Annotated in this window: 18 protein-coding genes and 1 pseudogene; 7 read left to right on the top strand and 12 right to left on the bottom strand. The window is 70.4% G+C overall.

Annotated elements, in window-relative coordinates:
• Window positions 1–4 precede the first annotated feature (4 nt).
• Window positions 5–214: an MbtH family protein gene (locus SPR02S_RS23500; protein WP_019059450.1), complete on the top strand. Its 210-nt coding sequence runs from the start codon at window positions 5–7 to the stop codon at window positions 212–214.
• 63 nt (window positions 215–277) lie between these two features.
• Here SPR02S_RS23500 and SPR02S_RS23505 read toward each other — a convergent pair whose 3' ends face one another.
• From SPR02S_RS23505 to SPR02S_RS23515, 3 genes are all read right to left on the bottom strand, one after another.
• Entirely contained in the window at window positions 278–1,354 is a 1,077-nt protein-coding gene (locus tag SPR02S_RS23505; protein WP_019059451.1) for an ABC transporter substrate-binding protein, read from the bottom strand.
• Between the two features lie 76 nt (window positions 1,355–1,430).
• On the bottom strand, window positions 1,431–3,335 hold the full coding sequence (locus SPR02S_RS23510; RefSeq protein ID WP_019059452.1) for an ABC transporter ATP-binding protein: 1,905 nt from the start codon (window positions 3,333–3,335) through the stop codon (window positions 1,431–1,433).
• Window positions 3,332–5,041 (bottom strand): ABC transporter ATP-binding protein, encoded by a 1,710-nt coding sequence (locus SPR02S_RS23515; RefSeq protein WP_019059453.1) that lies wholly within the window; start codon window positions 5,039–5,041, stop codon window positions 3,332–3,334. The genes SPR02S_RS23510 and SPR02S_RS23515 overlap by 4 nt, the downstream gene beginning before the upstream one ends.
• Window positions 5,042–5,324: 283 nt before the next feature.
• Here SPR02S_RS23515 and SPR02S_RS23520 point away from each other — a divergent pair, with 283 nt between their 5' ends.
• Window positions 5,325–5,969, top strand: coding sequence for a DedA family protein (locus tag SPR02S_RS23520; protein WP_019059454.1), 645 nt, complete (start codon window positions 5,325–5,327; stop codon window positions 5,967–5,969).
• A gap of 65 nt (window positions 5,970–6,034) precedes the next feature.
• Here the strand turns inward: SPR02S_RS23520 and SPR02S_RS23525 are convergent, their stop codons facing one another.
• Window positions 6,035–6,562: a gamma carbonic anhydrase family protein gene (locus SPR02S_RS23525; RefSeq protein WP_019059455.1), complete on the bottom strand. Its 528-nt coding sequence runs from the start codon at window positions 6,560–6,562 to the stop codon at window positions 6,035–6,037.
• Between the two features lie 108 nt (window positions 6,563–6,670).
• Between SPR02S_RS23525 and SPR02S_RS23530 the strand changes: the two genes are divergently transcribed.
• On the top strand, window positions 6,671–7,468 hold the full coding sequence (locus SPR02S_RS23530) for an acyltransferase (RefSeq protein ID WP_019059456.1): 798 nt from the start codon (window positions 6,671–6,673) through the stop codon (window positions 7,466–7,468).
• Window positions 7,469–7,866: 398 nt separating this feature from the next.
• On the opposite strand, the gene SPR02S_RS23535 is transcribed toward SPR02S_RS23530, so the two are convergent.
• Window positions 7,867–8,724: a DMT family transporter gene (locus SPR02S_RS23535; protein WP_019059457.1), complete on the bottom strand. Its 858-nt coding sequence runs from the start codon at window positions 8,722–8,724 to the stop codon at window positions 7,867–7,869.
• Between the two features lie 116 nt (window positions 8,725–8,840).
• On the opposite strand from SPR02S_RS23535, the gene SPR02S_RS23540 reads away from it, so the two are divergent.
• Together SPR02S_RS23540 and SPR02S_RS56175 are read left to right on the top strand one after the other, a co-directional pair.
• A complete protein-coding gene (locus SPR02S_RS23540) occupies window positions 8,841–9,425 on the top strand; it encodes a helix-turn-helix domain-containing protein (protein WP_019059458.1) in 585 nt (194 codons plus the stop codon).
• A gap of 31 nt (window positions 9,426–9,456) precedes the next feature.
• Window positions 9,457–10,013 (top strand): annotated as a pseudogene (locus tag SPR02S_RS56175) (YbaK/EbsC family protein).
• Between the two features lie 24 nt (window positions 10,014–10,037).
• Here the strand turns inward: SPR02S_RS56175 and SPR02S_RS23550 are convergent.
• Window positions 10,038–11,117, bottom strand: coding sequence for a cation diffusion facilitator family transporter (locus SPR02S_RS23550; protein ID WP_019059459.1), 1,080 nt, complete (start codon window positions 11,115–11,117; stop codon window positions 10,038–10,040).
• Between the two features lie 59 nt (window positions 11,118–11,176).
• Here SPR02S_RS23550 and SPR02S_RS23555 point away from each other — a divergent pair, with 59 nt between their 5' ends.
• Entirely contained in the window at window positions 11,177–11,536 is a 360-nt protein-coding gene (locus SPR02S_RS23555) for an ArsR/SmtB family transcription factor (protein ID WP_043258440.1), read from the top strand.
• Between the two features lie 55 nt (window positions 11,537–11,591).
• Here SPR02S_RS23555 and SPR02S_RS23560 read toward each other — a convergent pair whose 3' ends face one another.
• The 5 genes from SPR02S_RS23560 to SPR02S_RS23580 form a co-directional block, all read right to left on the bottom strand.
• Window positions 11,592–12,815 carry a 4-hydroxybenzoate 3-monooxygenase gene (locus SPR02S_RS23560; protein WP_019059461.1) on the bottom strand — a complete coding sequence of 408 codons (1,224 nt, stop codon included), beginning with the start codon at window positions 12,813–12,815 and terminating at the stop codon, window positions 11,592–11,594.
• An 86-nt stretch (window positions 12,816–12,901) separates the two neighbouring features.
• The gene (locus tag SPR02S_RS23565; RefSeq protein ID WP_019059462.1) at window positions 12,902–14,539 is read right to left on the bottom strand and encodes an APC family permease; all 1,638 of its coding nucleotides are present in this window, start codon (window positions 14,537–14,539) and stop codon (window positions 12,902–12,904) included.
• Between the two features lie 160 nt (window positions 14,540–14,699).
• Entirely contained in the window at window positions 14,700–15,119 is a 420-nt protein-coding gene (locus SPR02S_RS23570; RefSeq protein WP_019059463.1) for a CoA-binding protein, read from the bottom strand.
• Between the two features lie 81 nt (window positions 15,120–15,200).
• Window positions 15,201–17,045, bottom strand: coding sequence for a right-handed parallel beta-helix repeat-containing protein (locus tag SPR02S_RS23575; protein ID WP_245607603.1), 1,845 nt, complete (start codon window positions 17,043–17,045; stop codon window positions 15,201–15,203).
• Window positions 17,046–17,247: 202 nt separating this feature from the next.
• Window positions 17,248–18,243: a LacI family DNA-binding transcriptional regulator gene (locus SPR02S_RS23580; protein WP_019059465.1), complete on the bottom strand. Its 996-nt coding sequence runs from the start codon at window positions 18,241–18,243 to the stop codon at window positions 17,248–17,250.
• Window positions 18,244–18,436: 193 nt separating this feature from the next.
• On the opposite strand from SPR02S_RS23580, the gene SPR02S_RS23585 reads away from it, so the two are divergent.
• On the top strand, window positions 18,437–20,395 hold the full coding sequence (locus SPR02S_RS23585; protein WP_245607604.1) for a hypothetical protein: 1,959 nt from the start codon (window positions 18,437–18,439) through the stop codon (window positions 20,393–20,395).
• Window positions 20,396–20,408: 13 nt separating this feature from the next.
• Here SPR02S_RS23585 and SPR02S_RS23590 read toward each other — a convergent pair whose 3' ends face one another.
• Window positions 20,409–22,457 carry an AfsR/SARP family transcriptional regulator gene (locus SPR02S_RS23590; RefSeq protein ID WP_019059467.1) on the bottom strand — a complete coding sequence of 683 codons (2,049 nt, stop codon included), beginning with the start codon at window positions 22,455–22,457 and terminating at the stop codon, window positions 20,409–20,411.
• Window positions 22,458–22,487 lie beyond the last annotated feature (30 nt).

The raw sequence follows: 22,487 nt of genomic DNA on the forward strand, positions 1-22,487 counted from the left end.
CGACATGAGCAACCCGTTCGAGAACCCCGAAGGCGTCTACTCCGTCCTCGTCAACGACGAGGGCCAGCACAGCCTTTGGCCCGACTTCGTGGACGTACCGGCGGGCTGGACGGTCGCGTACGGACCGGCCGCGCGCCAGGAGTGCCTCGACCACATCGAGGCCAACTGGACGGACATGAGGCCGAAGAACCTGGTCGAGGTCGACGGGGTCTGAGCACACGGAAGGGGGGCGGGTCCGAACTACCTCGGACCCGCCCCCCTTTCACGTTCCCGTGGGTCAGGACGCCGGCTGCTCCACCTTCGTCGAGGTCTTGCCGTCCACCGCGGCGGTGAGCTGCGGCACCAGGCGGTCCAGGACGTAGGGGATGCTCAACACCGTGGACAGGGATACGGCGTTGCCGTAGTCGCTGGACTCCTTGATGAAGACCTCGCGGCCCTGCTTCACCACGTTGAGGTCGCCGTAGATCTTGTCGTTGTGCAGCTTGGTGACGGCCGTGGTGGTGTCGGGGACTATCCACACGGCGACCTTCTGGTCGAGGAGGTCGTAGCGTTCCTTGCTGATGTTGGCGCCGAACGTGTCACCGATGACCTTGTCGAGGCCCGCCGGGAGCGAGAAGCCCAGGTCGGAGAGGAGCCGGGAGCGCGGGTCCTGGCTGCCGTAGACGAACACGCCCTCGTACGGGGTGGCCATGACGGCCGTCGCGTCGGCGAAGGCGGGGTTGGCCTTCTTGGCCGCCGCGAACTTGGCCTCGACGCCCGACACCAGGGTCTTGGCCTCGTCGGCCTTGCCGAGCGCCTTGCCGATCTCCTCGGTCTGCTGCTGCCACGGCACGCCGTAGTCGTTGTACTGCTTGGGCTGGGCGACGACCGGCGCGAACTGCGACAGGCTCTGGTACTGCGCCTTGGTCAGGCCCGAGTAGACGGCGAGGATCAGGTCCGGCTTAAGGGCCGCGATCTTCTCCACCTGCGGACCGGTGCCGGTGTCCTTGAGGACGGTCGGCGCCGCCGCACTGCCCAACTTGTCCTGCGCCCAAGGGCCGATGGCGCCCTTGTAGCCGCCGAGCCACTCGGTGGTGCCGACCGGCACCTTGCCCAGGGCGAGGACGGCGTCCTGGTCGGTGAGGCCGACGGTGACGATCCGCTTGGGCTCGGACTTGATCGTCGTACTGCCGAACTTGTGGGCGATCGTCACTGGGAAGGCGTCCGCGGAGGCCTTCGCCCCCGACCCCGACGTGTTCGAACTGGACGACGTGGAGTCGGAGTTGGAGGAACCGCAGCCGACCGCCGTGACGGCCAGCAGGAGTACGGAGGCGAGCAGGCCGGACAGCCGGGAAGCTCTGGTGGCGCGGGGCATCGGATGATCCTTCTGTTCGTCGCGGTGGGTTCGGCGGGGGGTGACAGGTCTTCGCGGGGGGAGATCTTCAGCGGGGCTAGTGGGCTTCGGGCGCGGTCTCGGCGGAGCGGCTGTCGGACCAGGCGTGCCACAGGGCGGCGTACTGGCCCTGGGCGGTGAGGAGTTCGTCGTGCGTGCCGTTCTCCACGACCCGGCCACCGCTCAGCACGATCACCCGGTCCGCGGCGGCGGCCTGGCTGAGCCGGTGCGCCACGACCAGTGCGGTACGGCCGCGCAGGGCCTGTTCGGCGGCCTCGTCGAGCTGCCGCGCACCCGAACTGCCCGCCTCCGCCGTGGCTTCGTCGAGTACGACGACCGGCGGATCGGCCAACAGGAGTCGGGCGAGGGCGAGTTGCTGAGCGCGGTCGGCGGTCAGACGATGACCGCCGTCGCCGACGACCGTGTCCAGGCCCTCCGGCAATGCTTCGACCCAGCCGAGCGCGCCCACCGTGTCGAGCGCCTCCCGGAGTTCCTCGGTGTGCGCGTCCGGGCGGGCCAGCCGCAGGTCCTCGGCGAGCGGCCCGGCGAAGACGTGCACCTCCTGCGTGACCAGCCCGACCAGGTGACCGGCCTCGTCCGGCTCGGCGCCGCCGACGTCGATCCGGCCCGACTGCGGGCGGTGCAGCCCCGCGACCAGCTTGGCGAGCGTCGTCTTGCCCGCACCGGTCGTACCGACCAGCGCGACCCGCTCCTTGGGCCGTATCTCCAGGTCGACGTCGTGCAGCACCGGGCGGCCCGGCACATACGCGTGGGAGACACCGGTCAGCGTCACGGACGGGGGACCGGCGGCGGTCGTACGGTCGTCCGCGCGGTCGGCGACCACGGGCGCGGGCTCGTCCACCACGCCAACGAGCCGTGCCAGTCCGGCCGTTGCCGACTGGGCGTCGTCCAGCAGCACCAGCGCGGTGTTGACCGGCCCGAAGAGACTGGCGAAGTACAGCGCGGCCGCGGTGGCCGTACCGACCGACGCGGAACCGTCGCGCACCAGCAGATACCCGGTGACCAGGACCGCGGACAGCCCCATGTACTCGGCGATGTGCAGCCGACTGTAGAAGCGGAGCATCAACTGCACGCCGCTCATGGTCAGTTCGACGGCCGAGCGCGAGCGTTCGGTGACCCGCAGGGTGTGGCCCTTCTGCAGCCGGTACGCCCGGACGGTCCGCGCCCCGCCGATGGTGTCCAGCAACTGCTGCTGCTGTGTGCCGGTGGCGATGCGCTCCTTGGCGTACAGGGGAACGGCGTTGCGCACATACCAGCGTGCGGTGTGCGCCTGCACCGGCACGGCGATCAGCGCGGCGATCAGGAACCGCCAGTCCAGCAGGGCGAGCGCGCCCAGCGTCAGCACGATCGACAGCGCGGACCGGGCCAGTTCGGGCAGCGCGCCGCGCACGGCGTCGGCGACCCGTGAAACATCGCGGGTGACACGGGAGTTGAGGTCACCGGAGCCGGCCTTCTCCACCCGGTCCAGTGGGAGGGACAGGGCACGCTCGACGAACAGTTCGCGGAGTCGCGCGAGGGCGGTCTCCCCGAGCCGCGACACCAAGGACATGCCGAGTGCGGTGGTCACGCCCTGGACGAGGGCGACTCCGGCCAGCGCGACCACCGGGAAGGTGAGCGCGTCGGGGGAGCGGTGCTCGGTGACGATGTCGACGATGTGGCCCAGCAGTGGCTGGGTGAGCAGTCCGACGGCGGTGGCGAGCACCATCAGCCCGAACCCGGCGGCAGCCAACCCCCGCTGCGGGCGCAGCAGTTCACGGACCGCGGCGCGGGTGCGGGCGGGGGTGGCGGTGGGGAGGAGGGTGCGGTCGGAGTCCGCCTCGTGCGTGTCGGTCAGCTCGGCGTCCACCAGTCCCGGCTCCACCAGTCCCGGCTCCGTCAGCTCGGCGTCCACCAGTCCCGCTTCCGTCAGTTCCGCTTCCATCCCCTCGGCTCCGGTCGTCATGCCAGCACCGCCGTCCGGTAGGTCGCGTCGGTCCGTACGAGATCCGCGTGGGTGCCCTCGGCACCGACCCGGCCGGCGTCGAGGAGGATCACGTGGTCGGTGACCGCGAGCAGGGCGGGGCTGTTGGTCACCACGATGGTGGTGCGGCCCTGCCGGAACTCGCGCAGGCCCTCAGCGATGCGGCCCTCGGTCACCGTGTCGACGGCGGTGGTCGGATCGTGCACGACCAGGACGGGCGGCTCGGCACGCAACGCCCTTGCCAGCAACACCCGTTGGCGCTGTCCGCCCGACAGGGAACGCCCGCCCTCACCCACACCGGTCGCGGTGCCGTGCGGCAGCGAGTCGGCGACCTCGTCGGCGCGGGCGGCGACCATGGCACGCTCGGTGAGGAGACCGGCCGCGCCGTCCTGAGAGGCGTCCTCCGGCGTCACGTTCGCCGCCAACGAGCCCTCGAACAGCGCCGCGTCATGGGCGGCGACCAGGACAGCGGCCCGAAGTCCCGCCGGATCAAGCCGAGTCAGGGGCACGCCGTCCAGCTCGACAGACCCCGACTCCGGATCGGTCTCCCGACCAAGACACCGCAACAGCGCCTCGGCACCGGCCGGGTCCGTCACCGCGATGCCGGTCAACTGCCCGGCGGGCAGGTCGAGATCGACACCGTCGAGCCCGCCGAGCCGTACGCCACGCAGCCGCAGTTCCCCGCGCACGGGCTCGGCGACCGGGTCGTCGCCGTCCACGACAGCGGGCCCGGTGGCGAGCACCTCGGCGACGCGCGCGGCCGAGGCACGGCCCTGCGCCAGCTCGGCGTTGACCCAGGCGAAGGTCTCCAACGGCCCGAGCAGGAACAGCGCGAGCCCCACCGCCGACACCAACTGGCCCAGAGTCATCGACCCGTTGAGCGCCAGTCGGCCGCCCACGAGAGCGATCAGCGCGATGAACCCACCGGTGAGCGCGAGCACGAGCCCCGTCTGCCAGGACTCGGCACGCGCCGAACGCAGCGTGGCGGCAAGGGAGATACGACTGGTCCGGCGATACCGCTCGACGGCGGCGCCCTGCGCACCGAGCCCCTTCAGTACCCGCAGCCCGGCCACCAGGTCGGCGGCCACGCCCGAGGCATGAGCGGCCTTGTCCTGCTCGGCCTCGCTGCGCCGCTCCAACGGCTTGCTCAGCAGATGCCCCAGCCACAGCAGAACGGGCGTACCCAGCAACACGATCAGTCCGAGTGTCACGGACGTCAGCAGCAGCGCAACCGCGCTCACCGCGACCCCCGCGAAGGCCCAAACCCCGGCCATCAACGCCATGTTGACCGCGCCGACCCGCTTGGCGTCCTCGGTCGCGACATTGGCCAGTTCCCCGGGCAGCCGCCCTTCCTCGGCACCGCCACGGGCGTCGAGCACCCGCCCCACGATCGCCAACCGGAGTGTGTGCGCGGCCTCTTCGGCACTGCGCTCACCGGCCTTGGCGCCCAGCCGGAAACTCCACGACAGCGTCACGTACATGACGGCCAGCACGCCGAGCCAGAGCGCCAGATATCCGGCGTTCTGCCCGGCGACGGCCTGGTCGATGACGACACCGATGAGCACCGGTACCAGGGCTTCCCCCAGTTGGTGCACGCTTCCGAGCGCCGAGCCGAGTGCGACGCGCCGTATCTGTCCCTTGACCGAGCGCGTCCAGACGTCCCGCCCCGACAGTTCCCCTGCTCCCACCAGCCACCCTCCGGAAACCGGCCAACTTAGGCAAGGCTACTCTAAGTGAATCTGGGGCAGTCGACGCCCTTTCGGCCCTCCTGGCACGTAACGGAGCGATTCCGATGCGGTCGGCGGGGGGACGTCCGAGCTGTCGTCCGAGCCGCTGTCTGAGCCGCTGTCCGAGCGCTCGCCCGAGGGGCGTTGCCTTCGGATGCCGAGCGGTAGGCTTCCTGGGTGCGCCCCATGTGTTCGAGGCGCACGCCGGCAAGACAGACAGTCCGCGCATTCAGGAGGACCGGCGTTGCACGTCCAGGAATGGCTCGACTCGGTTCCGGCGGTGGCCGTCTACGCCGTGGTGGCACTCGTCATCGGGGTGGAGAGCCTGGGCATCCCGCTGCCGGGCGAGATCGTCCTGGTCTCGGCGGCACTGCTCTCCTCCCAACACTCGGGCATCAACCCGATCATCCTGGGCGCCTGCGCGAGCCTGGGCGCGGTGGTCGGCGACTCCATCGGTTACGCGATCGGCCGCAAGGGCGGACGCCCCCTGCTGGCCTGGCTCGCGAACAAGTTCCCCCGGCACTTCAGCGAAGGCCATGTGGCCACCGCGGAACGGTCCTTCGAGAAGTGGGGCATGTGGGCCGTCTTCTTCGGCCGCTTCATCGCCCTCCTCCGCATCTTCGCCGGCCCCCTCGCGGGCGTACTCCACATGCCCTACTGGAAGTTCCTGATCGCCAACGTCCTCGGCGGAATCATCTGGGCCGGCGGCACCACGGCGGTCGTCTACTACGTGGGAATCGTCGCCGAGGACTGGCTCAAGCGCTTCTCGTACTTCGGCCTGGCGGCAGCGGTCCTGGTGGGCCTGGCTTCAATGCTCCTGGTAAAGCGCAGGGCCCAAAAAATGTCGGCCGAGAAGAACGAACCCGAACCGGTAAACGCCGGCGAGTAACGCGCCCTGAAGGGGCGCGGGGAACTGCGCGACCAGCCACACCCGGCCCGCACCCGCCATACGACCTACTCATGCACCCCGCGATGCGCCTTCGCCAACTCCGCATACATGGTCCCGTTAAGGGTCAACCCCTCCCGCTCCTCACCGCTCAACTCCCGCCGCACCTTCGCCGGCACCCCGGCGACCAGTGACCCCGGCGGCACAACCATCCCCTGCGGCACCAACGCCTGAGCCGCAACAAGCGACCCCGCCCCGATCACCGCCCCGTTGAGCACCGTAGCCCCCATCCCAATAAGGCAGTCATCCTCAACGGTCGCCCCATGCACAACGGCGTTGTGCCCAACGGAAACCCGCTCACCCACACTCACCGGAAACCCAGGATCCGCGTGCAGCGTGCAGTTGTCCTGGATGTTGCTGCTCGCGCCCACCGAGATCCTCTCGACGTCACCGCGCAACACCGCCCCGTACCAGACACTCGCCCCCGCGGACAGCGTCACATCCCCGATCACAGACGCCGTAGGAGCCACGAACGCCGACTCATCGACCTTCGGCTCCCGCCCACCAATGCCCACGATCAACGCCCTGTGCGTCATAAGACCCTCCCTAACCGTCGGAGACACCCGCACGGTACGACATCGGTGGGGCGAAGATCACAGCGGCCAGACCTCATGGCCCAGGCTCCCGCTGAGTACCGTGGCCGGGTGCCCAACCGCAAGAACACGTTCTCAAAATGGCGGAGCCACCTCGCGCAGCGCGCCGTTCACGCGGGCTGGGCCTGGGTGCAGCGCACCGGCTCGGTGACAGCGAAGAACCCCGGCCGTTTCCACTTCGGCTCCATCGGCGAAGCCACCCGGCTCGCCTTCCCGCTGGGCACGGTCTTCGGTGAACCCTGGATCCACCTCGGTTCCCACTGCATCGTCGGCGAGCAGGTCACCCTCACGGCGGGCCTGATGCCGGACCTCGACCTCGGCCCCGACCCGATCCTGCGCCTGGGTGACGGCGTGGTCCTCGGCCGCGGCAGCCACGTCATCGCCGACACGACGGTGACCATCGGCAGCGACTGCTACTTCGGGCCGTACGTCTACGTCACGTCCACGAACCATTCCTACGACGACCCGCACGAGCCCATCGGCAAGCAGTGGCCGCGCATGGAACCCGTCGAGATCGGCCCCGGCTGCTGGATCGGCACCGGCGCGGTTATCCTGCCGGGCGCGCGCATCGGCCGGAACGTGGTGGTGGCGGCCGGTGCGGTGGTCCGCGGCACGGTGCCCGACCATGCCGTGGTGGCGGGGGCGCCCGCACGGGTCGTACGCCGCTGGACCCCCGCCGAGGGCTGGCAGCCGCCGCTCCGCACCCCCGCTCCGGTGCCGATCCCCGCGGATGTGACCCCGGATCAACTCCGCGCACTGGCAGGCCTGGACGAGGAAGGCGCGACCCGGCTCGCCGAACTGGACGAGAACGCGATCGCCCACCTCGCGGAACTGGACGCGGAAGCTTGAGCGGCACGCGTGTCGAGGTGTGATCCGGCATGCGAGTTGAGGCCTGATCCGACACGTGTGCCGAAGCCCGATCCGGCATTCATGCCGAGGCCTGACCTGGCACTCATGCCGAGACGGACCCGGCATTCGACGTCTTCGGCACCCCACCTGGCAGCCGGCGCCCGTCGGCTGTGCGCCGAGGCGTGATCCGGCGCTCATGCCGAGGCCAGGCCTGGCATTCATGCCGAGACGAGCCCGGCACCCGTCGCCCCCGGCACCTCACCCGGCGCCCCCGCGCCACCCGACACCCCCCGGCACCTCACCCGGCGCCCCCGCGCCACCCGACACCCCCCAGCATCCGACGCCCCCGTTCCCACACCCCGCGGTACTCGACGCCCCCTGCACACAACCCCGCCCCCTCACCCCGTCGCCAGCAACAACGTCCCCACCAACGCAAGCCCCGCCCCCGCCGCCTGAATCACCCGCAACCGCTCGCTCAGAAACCCGCGCGCGGCCAGCGCGGTGACCACCGGATACAGCGACGCGAGCACCGCCGCCACCGTCACCGGCCCATGCTGCGCGGCGATCGAATACGTTCCGTTGGCCGCCACGTCGGCCAGTCCCACGAAGGCCAGCGCCGGCAGCGAACCCCAGAGGAACCCGCCCTCCGGAAGCGCGACCCCGCCCCGCCGTACGGAGACGTAGAGCGCGGCGCCACCCGTGGCCACATTCGTCACGCGCTGCACGAACAGCGCGAGGAAGAGGCCGGTCACGCTGCTGGACGCCTCCGCGATCAGTGCGAACACCGTGCCGAAGCCGAGCGCGGCGATCAGGGTCAGGAGGATCGTCTGCCTTTGGACGGGCGCGCCCCGCAACTGGGGGCCGCCCGCGAGCACGACCCCGGTGACGGCGACCGCGATCCCCGCCGCCTGCATCAGGCCGGGCCGCTCGCCGAGGAAGAGCCCCACCCCGACCGGTACGGCCACGCTCAGCGTCGCGAGCGGCGAGACGACGCCCATCGGGCCCAGCGCGAGCGCCTTGTAGAAACTGAACAGCGCGACCGGCCCCACCACCCCCGCCGCGAACGCGAACCACAGCTGCGGCCCGGCCTCGCTCCAGCCCCCGGTGGCCACCACGACCGCGCCGAGCACGGCCGCCGCGATCCCCTGCGAGACCACGACCACCGTCAGCGCCGGGGTCCGCCTGGTCAGCAGTCCGCCGCCGAAGTCGGCCACTCCCCACAGGAGGCTGGTGGCCAGGGCGAAGAATGCTGTCACGGGGTGCCTCGCAGTACAGTTCGGTGCAGTTCGCTGAACGATCGGGTGCAGCACACCGTAGTTCACTGAACTGAACCCTGTCATCCAAAATATTGACCTGAAGGTATGGACGGAACGTGTCGGACCTCGACCTGCTGACCCAGTCCCTGGCTCGCAACGTCAAGCACTGGCGCTCGGTGCGCGGCTTCACCCTGGACGTGCTCGCCGCCCGGGCCGCCGTCAGCCGGGGCATGCTCATCCAGATCGAGCAGGCCCGCACCAATCCCAGCATCGGCACGGTCGTCAAGATCGGCGACGCCCTCGGCGTCAGCATCACCACCCTGCTCGACTACGAACAGGGCCCGAAGGTCCGTATCGTCCCCGCCGAGCGCGCCGTACGGCTCTGGCACACCGACGCCGGCAGCTACAACCGCCTCCTCGCCGGCACCGAGGCCCCCGGACCGCTGGAGATGTGGGACTGGCGACTGATGCCGGGGGAGGCCAGCCCCTCGGAGCCCCACCCCACCGGCACGGTCGAGATGCTCCATGTCGTCACCGGCGAGCTGACCCTCACCGTGGACGGCGAGGACCATGTCGTCCCGGCCGGCGCGAGCGCCACCTTCGAGGCCAACACCGCCCACACGTACGGGAATCGGGGCGAGGTCCCGGTGGAGATGATGATGACGGTGTCGGTCCCGCCCGTGCGCGGAGAGACCCCGTGAGCGGCCGCCCGGTGCCTGTTAGCGTTCCGTCATGCACGCACCCATCGGACACTTCGAACACGCCGCCCCGGCCCCCGACCGCCTCGACGAACTGACCCGCCCGGTCGCCGACGCCGTGCGCGCCTGGCGCGGCAGCGTCCCCGCCGACCAGATCGTCTACGTCGACACGGACCCGGAGTGGGCCGACACCGCCACCTTCGTCGAACGCTACGGCCAGGAGTTGCTGGAGCAGGCCGCGAACTGTGTGGTGGTGGCCGGAAGCGCGGCGGTGAGACCATGCTGGCCGCGTGCGTGGTCCTGTCCACCACCCGAGTCGACGTGAACGGCGTCGTCCGCCGCCAACTCGGCGCCCGCAAGGTCTCGTTCGCGTCGATGGACACCGCGACCGGCGAGACCGGCATGGAGTACGGCGGCATCACCCCCGTCGGACTCCCCGCCGACTGGCCGGTGTTGGTGGACTCGGCCGTCGTCGACCTGCCCTACGTCCTGGTCGGCAGCGGACGCCGCCGCGGCAAACTCCTGGTCCCCGGCAAGGCGTTCGCGGAACTTCCGGGCGCGGTGGTGCTGGACGGCCTGGGCGTCGCCTGACCCCCAAGCCGTAGAGAACCGGCCTCACACCGTGGCGTGGTGGTGGGCCAACTCCCCATGCGGGTCCGCCTCGCCGGGCACCGGCGCCGGGTCGGCGTGCACGAGGGCGGCCGTGAGCCGCGGCACCGCGTGCAGCAGCGCATGCTCCGCCGCTACGGCGACGGCGTGGGCCTGCCGTACCGTCGCCTCCCCGTCCACCACCACCGCGACCTCGGCGCGCAGCCGGTGCCCGATCCAGCGCAGCCTCAACTCGCCCACCCCGCGCACCCCTTCGACCTCCCGCACGGCGTGCTCGGCCCGGTCCACCAGGTCGGGGTCGACGGCGTCCATCACGCGCCGGAACACCTCGCGCGCCGCGTCCCGCAGGACCAGCGCGATCGCGGCCGTGATCGCCAACCCCACGATCGGGTCGGCGAGTTGCCAGCCCAGCGCCGAACCGCCGGCCCCGGCCAGCACGGCCAGCGAGGTGAACCCGTCGGTACGGGCGTGGAGTCCGTCGGCGACCAGCGCGGCCGACCCGATCTCCCGGCCGACCCGCATCCGGTACCGGGCCACCCACTCGTTGCCCACGAACCCGACGAGCGCCGCGACGGCGACCACCGGGACGTGGGTCATGGGACGCGGATCGAGCAGCCGGTCCACCGCCGCCCAGGCCGCGAACGCGGCGGACGCGGCGATCGTCAGCACGATCGCGATACCGGCCAGATCCTCGGCGCGCCCGTAGCCGTACGTGAAGCGGCGGGTGGCGGCCCGGCGGCCGAGTACGAACGCGATGCCGAGCGGTACGGCGGTCAGCGCGTCCGCTGCGTTGTGCACCGTGTCGCCGAGCAGCGCGACCGACCCGGACACGACCACCACGACCGCCTGCACCAGCGCGGTCACCCCGAGCACCGCGAGCGAGACCCAGAGCGCGCGCATACCGCGGGCCGAGGACTCCAGGGCGGAGTCGAGCTTGGCGGCGGTCTCGTGGGAGTGCGGGGTGAGGAGGTGGCCGAGGCGGTGACGGATGCCGGTGGGGGAGTGGTCATCGGGATACGGGTGGTCGTGTCCGTGGTCGTCGTGCGGGTGTGCGTGCTCGTGTTCGTGGTGGTGCTGGTCGCTCACGTGGGTCCCCTTCCGGTGCGCGGGTGGACGGACGGCGCCCACGGGACCATTATGTGCGTATGAGCGCACGCATGCACCTATCACCTGCGCACGATGCGCACCCGCGCACCCCCGGCGAGGAACAGTTCGCGCTGGCCGCCGAACTCCTGGCCCTGCTCGGCGACCGCACCCGCCTGACCCTCCTGCACGCCCTGACGTCAGGGGAGTCCGACGTCAGCACCCTCACGGAGGCCTGCGACGCGGCCCGCCCCGCGGTCAGCCAGCACCTGGCGCGGTTGCGCCTCGCGGGGTTGGTGACCACGCGCAAGGAGGGCCGCCGGGTGATCTACGCGTTGAGCGACGGTCATCTACGGCGGCTGGTGGACGAGGCGTTGAACGTGGCGGACCACCGGCTCACCGACCGCCCGCCGCACGACTGACGGCCGCACGACTGACCGCCGTACAGCTGGCAGCCGTACAACTGACGGCCGTAGCTCAGGAGTTGGGGTCCTTGCCCAGGTAGCTCTCCGCGAACGCGAGGCCGGCGGAGGGGGATGCGAAGACGCGGCGGAGTCGGGCGAGGGTGGTGCCCGCGCGGTACGGGTCGCCGGACGAGGTGCCGTGGTACACCTCGGAGAGCCACTGGGAGAACTCCTGGTAGTCCCACACCCGGCTCAGGCAGGCCTCCGAATAGCCGCCCAGGCCCGTCGAGTCGCCCTTCGTGACATACGCGACGAGCGCGTCGCCGAGCAGGAACGCGTCGTGCAGGGCGAGGTTCATGCCCTTCGCGGCGATGGGAGCGGTGAGGTGGGCCGCGTCACCGGCGAGGAAGAGCCGGCCGAACACCATGGGTTCGACAACGTAGTTGTGCATGTCGAGCACGCGCTTCTCGATCAGCCGGCCTTCGGTCAGCGGCGGGGCGCCGGTGGCGGCGAGCCGGAGCTGGAGCTCGGCCCAGACGCGCTCGTCCGGCCAGTTGTCGGGGTCGTCGCCGGGCGGGCATTCGAGGTAGTAGCGGGTGACCTCGGGGCTGCGCGCCATGTGCCCGGCGAAGCCGCGCGGATGGACGCCGAACATGACGCAGTCCGAGGACGGCGGCGCCTCCGCGAGCAGCGCGAGCCACCCGATGCCGTAGTCGAGCCGCGCGATCCGCGCCCGCTCCGGCGGCAGCGCGGCCCGCGTCACCCCGCGCGCACCGTCGCAGCCCGCCACGAAGTCGCCCTGTACGAGCTGCCGTTGACCGGTCTCCGGGTCGGTGTACGACACCGCCGGACGGTCGGTGTCGAGGTCGTGCAGCTGGACGTCCTGGACCCCGAACCGGATCGCGCCGCCCCGCACGTCCGCGTACTCCCGCACCAGGTCGGTCACCAGCAACGGCTGTGGATAGACGTAGTGGTGATGCCCCGTCAGCTCGGTGTACGACAGCCGGTGGCGCTGCCCGCCGAAGCGGAACTCGCACTGGGTGTGCCGCTGCGCCCGCGCCAACAGGTTCTCGGCGAGCCCCCGTTGCTCCAGCCCGCGCACGGCCCACTCCTCGATGACGCCGGCCCGGGGCCGCTGCTCGATGAACTCCCTGGTCTCGGTCTCCAGCACCAGGCAGTCGATCCCGGCCGCGCGCAGGATGTTGCCGATGGTGAGCCCGGCGGGACCGGCGCCCACGACGACGACCGGAAAGCGTTGTGGGGAGCCGGAGTTGGGGTGGGGGGAGGTGAAGGTCACCCGGCCATTATGACGGTGTGCGGACAACCGAAAACCGGCCGCCTGGGGGGCGGCCGGTTCGGATTTCGCTGGGGGGAGGGGGCGGATCAGTGCGCGGGTGCGTCCGTGATGACGACCTCGTCGATGCTGCGCTCGATGTCCTCGAGCGTGGACGAGGTCGCCCTGGCCCAGTAGTAGATGCCGATCGAGAAGACCGCGATGAGCAGGATGTCCCACCACAGCGGGATGTTGCCCTGGCCGCCGAAGCCGCCCTGCCAGGAGATCACGCCCATGCCGACCAGGTAGACCGGCAGCCACTGCGCGGCCCGGAAGCCCAGCCGGGGTGCGTCGGGTGCCTCGCTGGCCGTGGCGTACCAGGCGTAGGTGCCGAGCAGCAGGTAGCCGAGGACGATGGCGACGCCGAGCCGCCACAGGGTGTCCCAGCCGGCCCAGTAGATGATCAGGTTGGCGACCACGAACGACAGCGGGGAGATCACCTTGCCGGCCGGCAGCCGGTACGGGCGTTCCAGGCGCGGCAGCTTGTCGGCGAAGACGCCGTACGCCAGTGGGGCGCCCGCGTACATCAGCACGCTCGCCGAGGTGATGAAACCCACCAGCTTGTGCCAGCTGGGGAACGGCAGGAAGCAGATCACGCCGGTCACGAAGGACATGATGAGGCCGAACCACGGCACACCGCGTGCGTCGGTCTTCGCGAAGATCTTGGGGGCGTAACCGTTCTTCGCCAGGCCGTAGGAGACCCGCGAGGTGGCCGTGGTGTAGATCAGGCCGGTGCCGCCGGGGGAGATGATCGCGTCGAGGTAGAGGACCACGGCCAGCCAGCCGAGGCCCACCACGGTCGCGAGGCCGGCCCACGGGCCGCTGTCGCCCTTGAACGCGAGGTGGGCCCAGCCGTTCGCGAAGGCGGCGTGCGGCAGTGCGGCGATGAACACCACCTGGAGCAGGATGTAGATGACGGCACCGATCGCGACCGAGCCGAGCGTGGCGCGCGGCAGGTCCCGCTTCGGATTGCGGCTCTCGCCCGCCAGCTGGATGGCCTGCTCGAAGCCGAGCAGCGCGAAGATGATGCCGCTGGTGCTGATCGCGGTGAGCACGCCCTTGGCACCGAACGGCGCGAAGCTCGCCGAGTGGAAGTTGGCCGGGTGGAAGTTGCCCACGGCGACGACGAAGATTGCGCCGAGCGGAACGGCGATCTTCCACCAGGTCGCGGCGCTGTTGGTGTGCGCCAGCACCCGTACACCGAAGAAGTTCACCCCGACGAAGACCGCCATGAGTACGACCGCCACGAGCAGACCGCTCGTCGTCAGGGTCTTGTCGGCGTGCTGGAAGTGCTTGGCCCACGACCAGTGACCGGCGTAGCCGATCATGGCCTCGACCTCGATCGGCGCCACGGTCGCGGCCTGCAGCCAGGAGAACCAGCCGAACGACATGCCGGCCAGGCCGCCGAACGCGTAGTGCGGGTAGCGGGCCGTGCCGCCCGCCACCGGGAACATGCCGCCGAGTTCGGCGTGCACCAGGGCCAGCAGGACGATCGCGATCGCGCCGATCACCCACGAGATGATCGCCGAGGGACCGGCCTGGATGGCCGCGTCGTGCGCGCCGTACAGCCAACCGGAGCCGATGATCGAGCCCACCGACGCCCACATCAGCCCGATCAGGCCGACGTCCCTCCGCAAACCGCTCGGATCCTTGGTGGCCTCCGGAACGGACTGGTCAACGCTCACCATGTCAAGAGGCCTCTCGAAGTCAGCACGCATGCTTAACGGGGAAGAGGCCTCAGGCTAGGAATGAATGAATATTTACAGAAGTCTGTTGCCTGAAATTTGACTTGGCTTCGAGGGCTTCTTTGTCATGCTCACAGGCTTCTTACGGTGCCTTCTTACCCTGTCAGCCTGAGCTGCGGCCGAGGGCCGGGATCTCGATCGCCGGGCAGTGGTCCATCACCATCTCCAGGCCCGCCGCCCGGGTCCGGTCGTACGCGGCCTCGTCGATCACCCCGAGCTGGAACCAGACGGCCTTCGCGCCCTTGGCGACCGCCTCGTCGGCGACCGGGCCGGCGAGGTCGCTGTTGACGAAGACGTCCACCACGTCCACCTCGAAGGGGATGTCCGCGAGGGAGGCGTAGCCCTGTTCGCTGTGCACCGTCTCCGCCTTGGGGTGGACGGGGACGACGCGCTTGCCGAAGCGCCGCAGCACCTCCGCGACGCCGTACGCCGCGCGGGACCGGTTCGAGGAGAGGCCCACGACCGCCCAGGTGTCACCGGTCTCGGTGAGGATCTTGCGGATCGTTGCTGAATCGCCGTACACGCTCGGCCTCCTTGGGAATCGTGCGCCCGCTGCCGTCCGGGACAACAGCGGGCGGAGTGCCGTGATTCCTCGGTCCCTCGCTCAGTCCTCGACCACGGACGTGTTGAGGCCCTTGTCGTAGTGGTTGCGGGCGATCTTGATGCCCGTGCTGCCGTGGAAGACGAACAGCGGGGAGGTGTACGGCGGTTCGCCCGGTGCGGCGAGGCGGCGGACCGTGTTGCCGGTGAAGGTGAAGCCGCCGACGCTCTTGGCGTTGACGACCGTCACGTCGCCGATGTCGAAGGAGTTGTGCTCGACCTTGATGTTGTGGTGCACCGGGTTCGCCGGGTCGACGACCTGGTTGGTCGGCTCCACGAAGATGACCGGGCCGGTCGGGCGCGTGAAGGAGTTGTCGCGGATCGTGAGGTCGGCGACCGGGCCGGACTCGTACCACTGGTAGGCGTCGGCGGAGACGTAGATGCTGGCCATGGACATCGCGTCGAAGCGGTTGCCGGCGATCAGGACGGGCTTGCGGGTGGTGACCAGGATGCCGCGCGTCGGAACGTTGCGGAACGTGTTGCCGGTGATGACGACCGACGGGGTGGCCGTGATGTTCTCGACGACCGTGCCGCCGATCTCGACCCCGGCCGGGACCGGACGGTCGAACGTGACGGTCATGGTGGTCAGCGACTTGGTGTGGTCCATGCCGCTGGGCCCGTCGACCGCCGTGACCTTGGCGTGCGGGTCCGCCACCGGGGTCATCGTGCGCTTGGTGGTGAACTCGACCTCGTCACCGGGCGCGAACTGCGGGAACCCGGCGGTCTGCGGGTGCTCGTAGGCGAGGGTGACCGTGTTCGGCCCGGGCTGCCCGACGACCTCCAGGTACGTGCCGTGGATGTTGATCGGGTCGTCGTGCGGGCCGTCGAAGAGGCTCCGGGTGATGGAGACCTTGCCCTTGACGCCGGACATCTGCACGAAGTCGGCGAACGAGGCCGTCGACCGGCCGGACTTCGGATCGGGTGCGAAGTTCACCTTGTCGATGGAGATGTTCTCGCTCAACTGGCCGACCACACCGAAGGATTGGAGGTAGTAGGCGTTCATCGAGCGCATCGTGACGTTCTTGGACTGCCAGATGAAGGCGCCCGGTTCCGTCCGCTCGATCAGCCGCATCTGGTAGACGAGCCCGGCGTCCGTCGGCTGCGTCGCGGTGCTGTAGTCGATCCGGATCCGGCGGTCGCCGAGGTCGGTGACTGAAGAGACGTTGTTGAAGAGCGGGTTGTCCCCGCGCCAGGTCTTCTGCGCCTTGGGGTCGTGGATCTGGGTGTATTGGAGCCCGTCGACGCCTTGCCAGTACGGCTGTCCGGTGGCCGGGCTCTTCTCGCCGAGCCAGGTGATGTGTGTGCCGTTCACCTCGTACGGGCTGCCGGCCGGGATCTTCAGGACGCGGTAGGCATGCGCGTCGGCGCCGTCGGTGACACCGGCGGTGGCCACGGTCGCGTCGATGACCTCGGGCGCCGCGTAGTCGAACGAGAAGTTCTGGAAGGTCACATTGGTCGAGCGGATCGACGCGAACGCCGTCTGCAACCCGTGGTAGACGAGCTTCGCGCCGCCGCCGTCGACGGTGACGTCGTGCATGTCCTCGATGAGGAGCCCGATCTTCTTGTCGCGGTAACGCTGGTCCGCGCCAACGGTGTTGGAGACGTACAGCTCCCGCGTCTCGGCCCGCTCGGGGTAGAGCTGGTAGGTCCCCTTCGAGAACTCGATCCTGACCGCCCGCCCGTGATCGACGCTCTTGGCGTGCCGCAGCGCCGCGACGACAGCGGGCGTGGAGTCCGTTCGGCCGGTGGGGTCGGCTCCGTACGCGTCCACGTCGACCACCGCCACCGGCGTCGCTCTCTGCGCCGCGGCGACAGGACCGCCGCCGCCCACGAGCAGCGCGAGCGCCACCCCGACAAACATGAACCGAGACCGAGACATAGCCCCTCCGGAGCATTCATGATGCACGACCATGAGTCGCGAAACACCCGATGAATAGGGGGAGTTTCCGCCGATCGCCCGGTCGGATCTCCGACTGGAGTGTCCTTAGATCCGACCTCTAGGTCAATGGTCTGGACGAGCAAGGGGAGCCCGGCTCATGCCCTCCGCTGCCTCACGCCTTCGGCGCCCCCGTGCTCGCGCGGATCACCAGCTCGGGATCGAAGAGGAGTTCACCGACGGGGACGTCACGGTTGCCGACCAGGGCGAGGACACTGCGGCCCGCTTCCGAGGCCAGCCGGTCGGCCGGCTGGCGGACCGTGGTCAGCGGCGGATCGACGAAGTCCATGATCATGGAACCGTCGTAGCCGACCACCGACACATCACCCGGAACGTCGTACCCCTGTCGCCGCGCGCCCCGGATCGCGCCCAGCGCCATGTAGTCGCTCGCCGCGACGATCGCCGTGGCCCCGCGCCCGAGGAGCGAGATCGCGGCGGACTGGCCGCCCTCGACGGTGTAGGACTGCCGGACCACCCACTGCTCCGGGTCCTCGACACCGCGCTTGGCGAGCGAGGCGACGAAGCCGCTGACGCGGCGGTCGGCGGGGCGGTTGCCGAGCGGGCCCGACGCCATGCCGATACGGCGGTGGCTGAGCCGGTGCAGATGGTCGACGGCGAGTTCGGCGGCGAGCAGGTCGTCGGTGGAGAAGACCGGCGCCTCGCTCGCACCCTCGAACCGGCCGTTGATCCCGACGAACGGGATCCTGCGGGACCGCAGCAGTTCGTACGCCGAAGGGTCCGCGCCCTCAAGGGTGTTGCTCGCCGAGAGGAACACCACGGCGGCGACGCCCCGGTCGGCGAGCGAGGTCACGAAGTCCAACTCCTGTACCCCGCCCGGGAAGCACGGGCACAGGACCGTCTTCAGACCGTGCGGGGCGAGCACGGACTCGATCCGCTCGGCGACATCGGCGAAGAACGGGTTGGAGACCAACTCGGTGACCACCGCGACGAGTTGACCCCGGGTCTGCCGCTCGTACCCCAGGTCCGCCATCGCCTGCTCGACCGCCTCACGGGTCTTGCGGGACACGCCCTGACGCCGGTTGATGACCCGGCTGACCGTGGCCTCGCTCACCCGCGCCCGCTCCGCGACCTCGGTGATGCCGACCTTCATACGGTTCCCTTCGAGCCTGACTTGCAAGAAGCCGCTGAAAACTTTCAGTACATCCTGCCGTGCAAAGTAGCAGCAGAAGTGCGTGTCTTCCATGTTTCTCTCGCATGACCATTGAATCGCCACTTCCGCCCCTGCTAGCTTTCCGGCCACCACGCGGCCCCCACCCCGCAGTGACCGAAGACCGGGAGATCCGATGAAGCCCTCAAGGCTCATGCTGCTCACCGCTGTTGCCCTGCTCGCCCCGATGGCTCCCGCTCTGTCGGCCACCGCGTCCGCCGCCCCCAGCCCCCAACTCGCCATCCCGGACCCGGGGTTCGAGAACGGCGGGACGGGCTGGACCTTCACCTCGGGGGCCGGCGTCGGCACCGGCAACAGGCATGGCGGCGAACGCTTCCTCTACCTCGACGCCGGAGCCGGTAAGAGCGCCCAGCTGACCATCGTCGCGCCCGGGAACGGGAGTTACGACTTCTCCGCGTGGATCGGCAGCGCCGGCACCGGCGGCACGTACACGATCCGGCGCAACGGCGAGACCGTCCAGACGATCACGCTGCCGCAGCACCCCGGCTACGCCCGGTACACCATCAGCGACGTCGCGCTGAGGACCGGCGACCGGCTCCAGATCGAGTTCGGCTCCGGCAGCGCCTGGGTCAACGCCGACGACCTGATGATCTCGCCCGCCGCGTCCGCCGACCCGAAGGTGACCTCGTCCGACCCCGAGGTCGTCGCGATGTTCGACTGGGCCCAGAAGAAGGCCAACAGCTGGGTCCAACTCCCGGGCACCGTAGGCCCGGTGAACGTCGACGAGTACCAGACCGGCGGCACCGGCAGCGCGACGTACGAGCCCACCTACTGGGCCGGATACGCCAACCGCAGCGCCTACTACTCCCGAGACATGACCCACCAGCTCGCCGGCGCCCACCTCATCGGGCTCGACGCCGAGAACGAGACGATGCTCCGCTCGTACGCGGCGTCGGCCACCGCCGAGCACAAGTACTTCCCGGTGTGGTCCCTCAACTTCGACGCGAAGACCTACCTGAGCATCGACTACAAGAGCCCGGACAATTTCGTCCGCGAGGTGCCGGCCACCTTCGAACTCGTCGAGAAGGCGGCCCAGGCGTATCTCTGGACCGGCGACCGCAGATACGTCGACGACCCGGTGCTGTGGGATTTCTACCGGCACGCCACCGAGCAGTTCATCGACCTGCACAACTCCGCCAAGGACAACGGCAAGGTGAAGGTCGCCGAGGGCACGGGCCAGGGCATCTTCCAGGGCGCCGCCAGCTACAACGAGCAGGACGGCGACGGTCTCGCCGAGGCCGGGGACGGCATCGCCTCCGAGTACCAGGCATACCTGGCGATGGCGGTCCTCGCCCGCGGCAAGGGCGACACCAGACTCGCCAAGACGTACGACAAGCGCGCCGCCGACCTGAAGACGTACTTCAACGACGACTGGAGCGGCACCGGCAGCGGCGCCGACATGGTCCGCGCGTACACGACCTCCGGCACCCCGGTCACCGGCTGGGGCAAGGAGAACAGCGTCTTCATGCCGATGAAGCAGATCATCGACCCCGGCCCGCGCAACGACGCCTACCTCGACTACATCCAGGCGCAGGAGCTGGGCCCGGACGGCTCGCCCAACATCGAGTCCACGACCTACCTGCCCGACATGTTCTTCAAGAACAACCGCGCCGACACCGCCTGGCAGTGGATGAAGAAGATCTACGGCGAGCGGGAGATCCAGCACATCAACTCCAGCCAGGGCCCCAACGGCGACTACCCCGAGGTGTCGTTCACCCTGGTCAGCCAGACCGTCCAGGGCCTGATGGGCATCACCCCGGACGCACCCGACCACAAGGTGACCACCCAGTCACAGCTCCCGTCCGGCATGAAGTGGCTCCAGGCGGCCGACGTCCCCATCGGCACGGGTACGGTCACCGTCCGCCACGACGGCGCGACCAAGACCACCCTGACGAACAACTCCCGCAAGGGCTCCTACAGTTGGGAGGCCCGCTTCCCCGGCGTCCACAAGAAGATCAAGGTCAACGGCGTCCAGCAGCATGTACGCACCAAGACGGTCAACGGCGTGACCTACACCTACGCGACGCCGACGGTACGGGCGGGGGCGACGGCGGTCGTGCAGGTGACCGACTGACGCGAACACCGGCTCACCGAGGGCTCCGTAGCGCGACGGCGAGATCGTCGAGGTGCTGCGCGACCGGGCCCAGGGTGAGCAGGCCGCTGCCCGCCCCGGCCAACTCCGCCGCGGCGGGCGTCAGTTCGGCGAGAGCGCGCTCCATCGTGCCCCGGTCGCCCACGGTGAGAGCCGCGCGGGCGGCCAGGCACCACAGGGCCTCGAAGAGGAGATCGCGGGGCGGGTCCGGGAGCGAACTCAGCGCCACCCGGGCCTCGGTGGGACGGTCGTGGGCCAGCAGCACCAGCGGGCGGGCCCACGGTTCGTACGGTCCCCAGTCGATGTGCTCGTCGGTCTGGGCGGGCTGCCCGCTCCGCAGCCGCAGGCACAACAGGGCCAGCGGCAGCAGCCCGCGTTCCAGCCCTGGCATGCAGGCTCCGTCCAGGCGAAGTGCCGCGTCCTGGTAGGCGGTTGCCACCTCGGCGGGATGCGGACTGCCGGTCGCGGTGAGCCGTAGGACCCGGTACCACTGGGTGAACACGCCCACCAGCGGCAGTTCATGACGGTCCGCCAGCCGGTCCGCCGCCGTCGCGTGAGCGTCGGCTCCGGTGAAGTCCGCGAGGGCGCTGCGGGACTGGAGCCGTACGAGATGCCCGAGCACCTCGTAGGTGACCATGCCGTGCCGGGCGGACAGGGCGACCAACTCGGCGCCGATCTCGTCCCGTTGCGGGGCCAGGCCCGCGCGGTGGAAGGTCTGCATGAACGTGCCGTTGAGGGCGAAGGCCAGGAGCGCGGGGCCGTTCAGTCTGCGGGCAATCTCCTCCGCCTGGCGGGCGGCCTGGAGTCCACGTGCGGAGCGGGTTCCGCGTGACTCCAGGGCGATCGTGGCCAACAGGCGGGCCCGTGAGGTGAGTTGGGCGTCCGGCGGGAGTGCGGCCAGGGTGTGCTCGGCCGCGGCCACCGTGTCCGCCGCCTGGTGCGGGTCGTCGACGCGGGTCCAGATCGCCGGGACGTCGTAGCCGCCGATCACGCGGGCGGTGAGTTCCGGGTCGCCCAGTTCCCGCGCCGCCGTGATGGCGGCGAGGCGGTGTCTGCGGGCCGCTTCCAGGCCGTCGCCTCCGGTCACCGCGAGGTCGCGGAGCAGGCCGACTGTCGATTCCAGGCGGGCACGGGCGCCGGATGCGACGGTTCGGTCGTAGGCAGCGGTTGCTTCGGCCCATACGCGATCGGCTGGACCGCTCGGATCCGACACGGGGGTGAGGTGCGGGGCATGGGCGAGTGACGGCGGATGGTCGATGTGCGGGCCGGAGTCCAGATGCGCCGCATGATCCAGGATGTCCGCCTCCAGGCGGCGCAGCGTCGGGCCCGGGTCCGCTCCGAGTTGGTCTACGAGGAGGGCGCGCGCCCGGCGCAGTACCGCGAGCGCGTCGCCCTGGCGGCCGGTGCGGTAGAGGGCCAGGGCCAGCAGGCGCCAGGCGTCCTCGCGCCACGGGTGTTCGGCGACGTGGGCGTCCAGGTCGGGGATCGCCACGGCGGCCCGGCCCAGGGCGAGTTGGGTCTCGGCCCGGCGCTCGGCGGCGTGCAGTCGGAGTTCGGCGAGCCGGGAGCGTTCCGCGCGGGCCCAGGCTTCGTCGCCGAAGTCGGCGTAGGCCGGGCCCCGCCACCAACTCAGCGCCTCCTCCAGCCGGTTGAGCGCATCCGGGGCCGGCAGGGTCGCGGCGTCGGTCACCGCCCGCTCGAACCGCCAGGCGTCCACGGCCCCGGGCCCGGCGCGCAGCGCGTACCCCGGGCCCTCGGTGACCAGCAGCCGGGCCGGAGTTCGCGGCGGGCGCTCCGGTTCCAGGGCCCGGCGCAGCGCGGCCACGAAGGTGCGGACCGCGCCCACCGCGTCGGCGGGCGGCTCCGCATGGGCCGCCTGATCCGCCCACAGATCCTCGACCAGACGCGCGACCGGTACGACGCGGCGCCGGGCGACCAGCAGTCGGGCCAGCACGGCACGGTGTCGCGGGCCCTTCAGGGCGATCGTGTCCCCGGTGCCGTCCCAGGCCGCGACCGGCCCCAGCACACCGAACGCGACCTCCATCGCCGACCACCCTTTCCGGGGCATCGCCCC

Source organism: Streptomyces prunicolor NBRC 13075 (assembly GCF_000367365.1).
Lineage (GTDB): Bacteria > Actinomycetota > Actinomycetes > Streptomycetales > Streptomycetaceae > Streptomyces > Streptomyces prunicolor.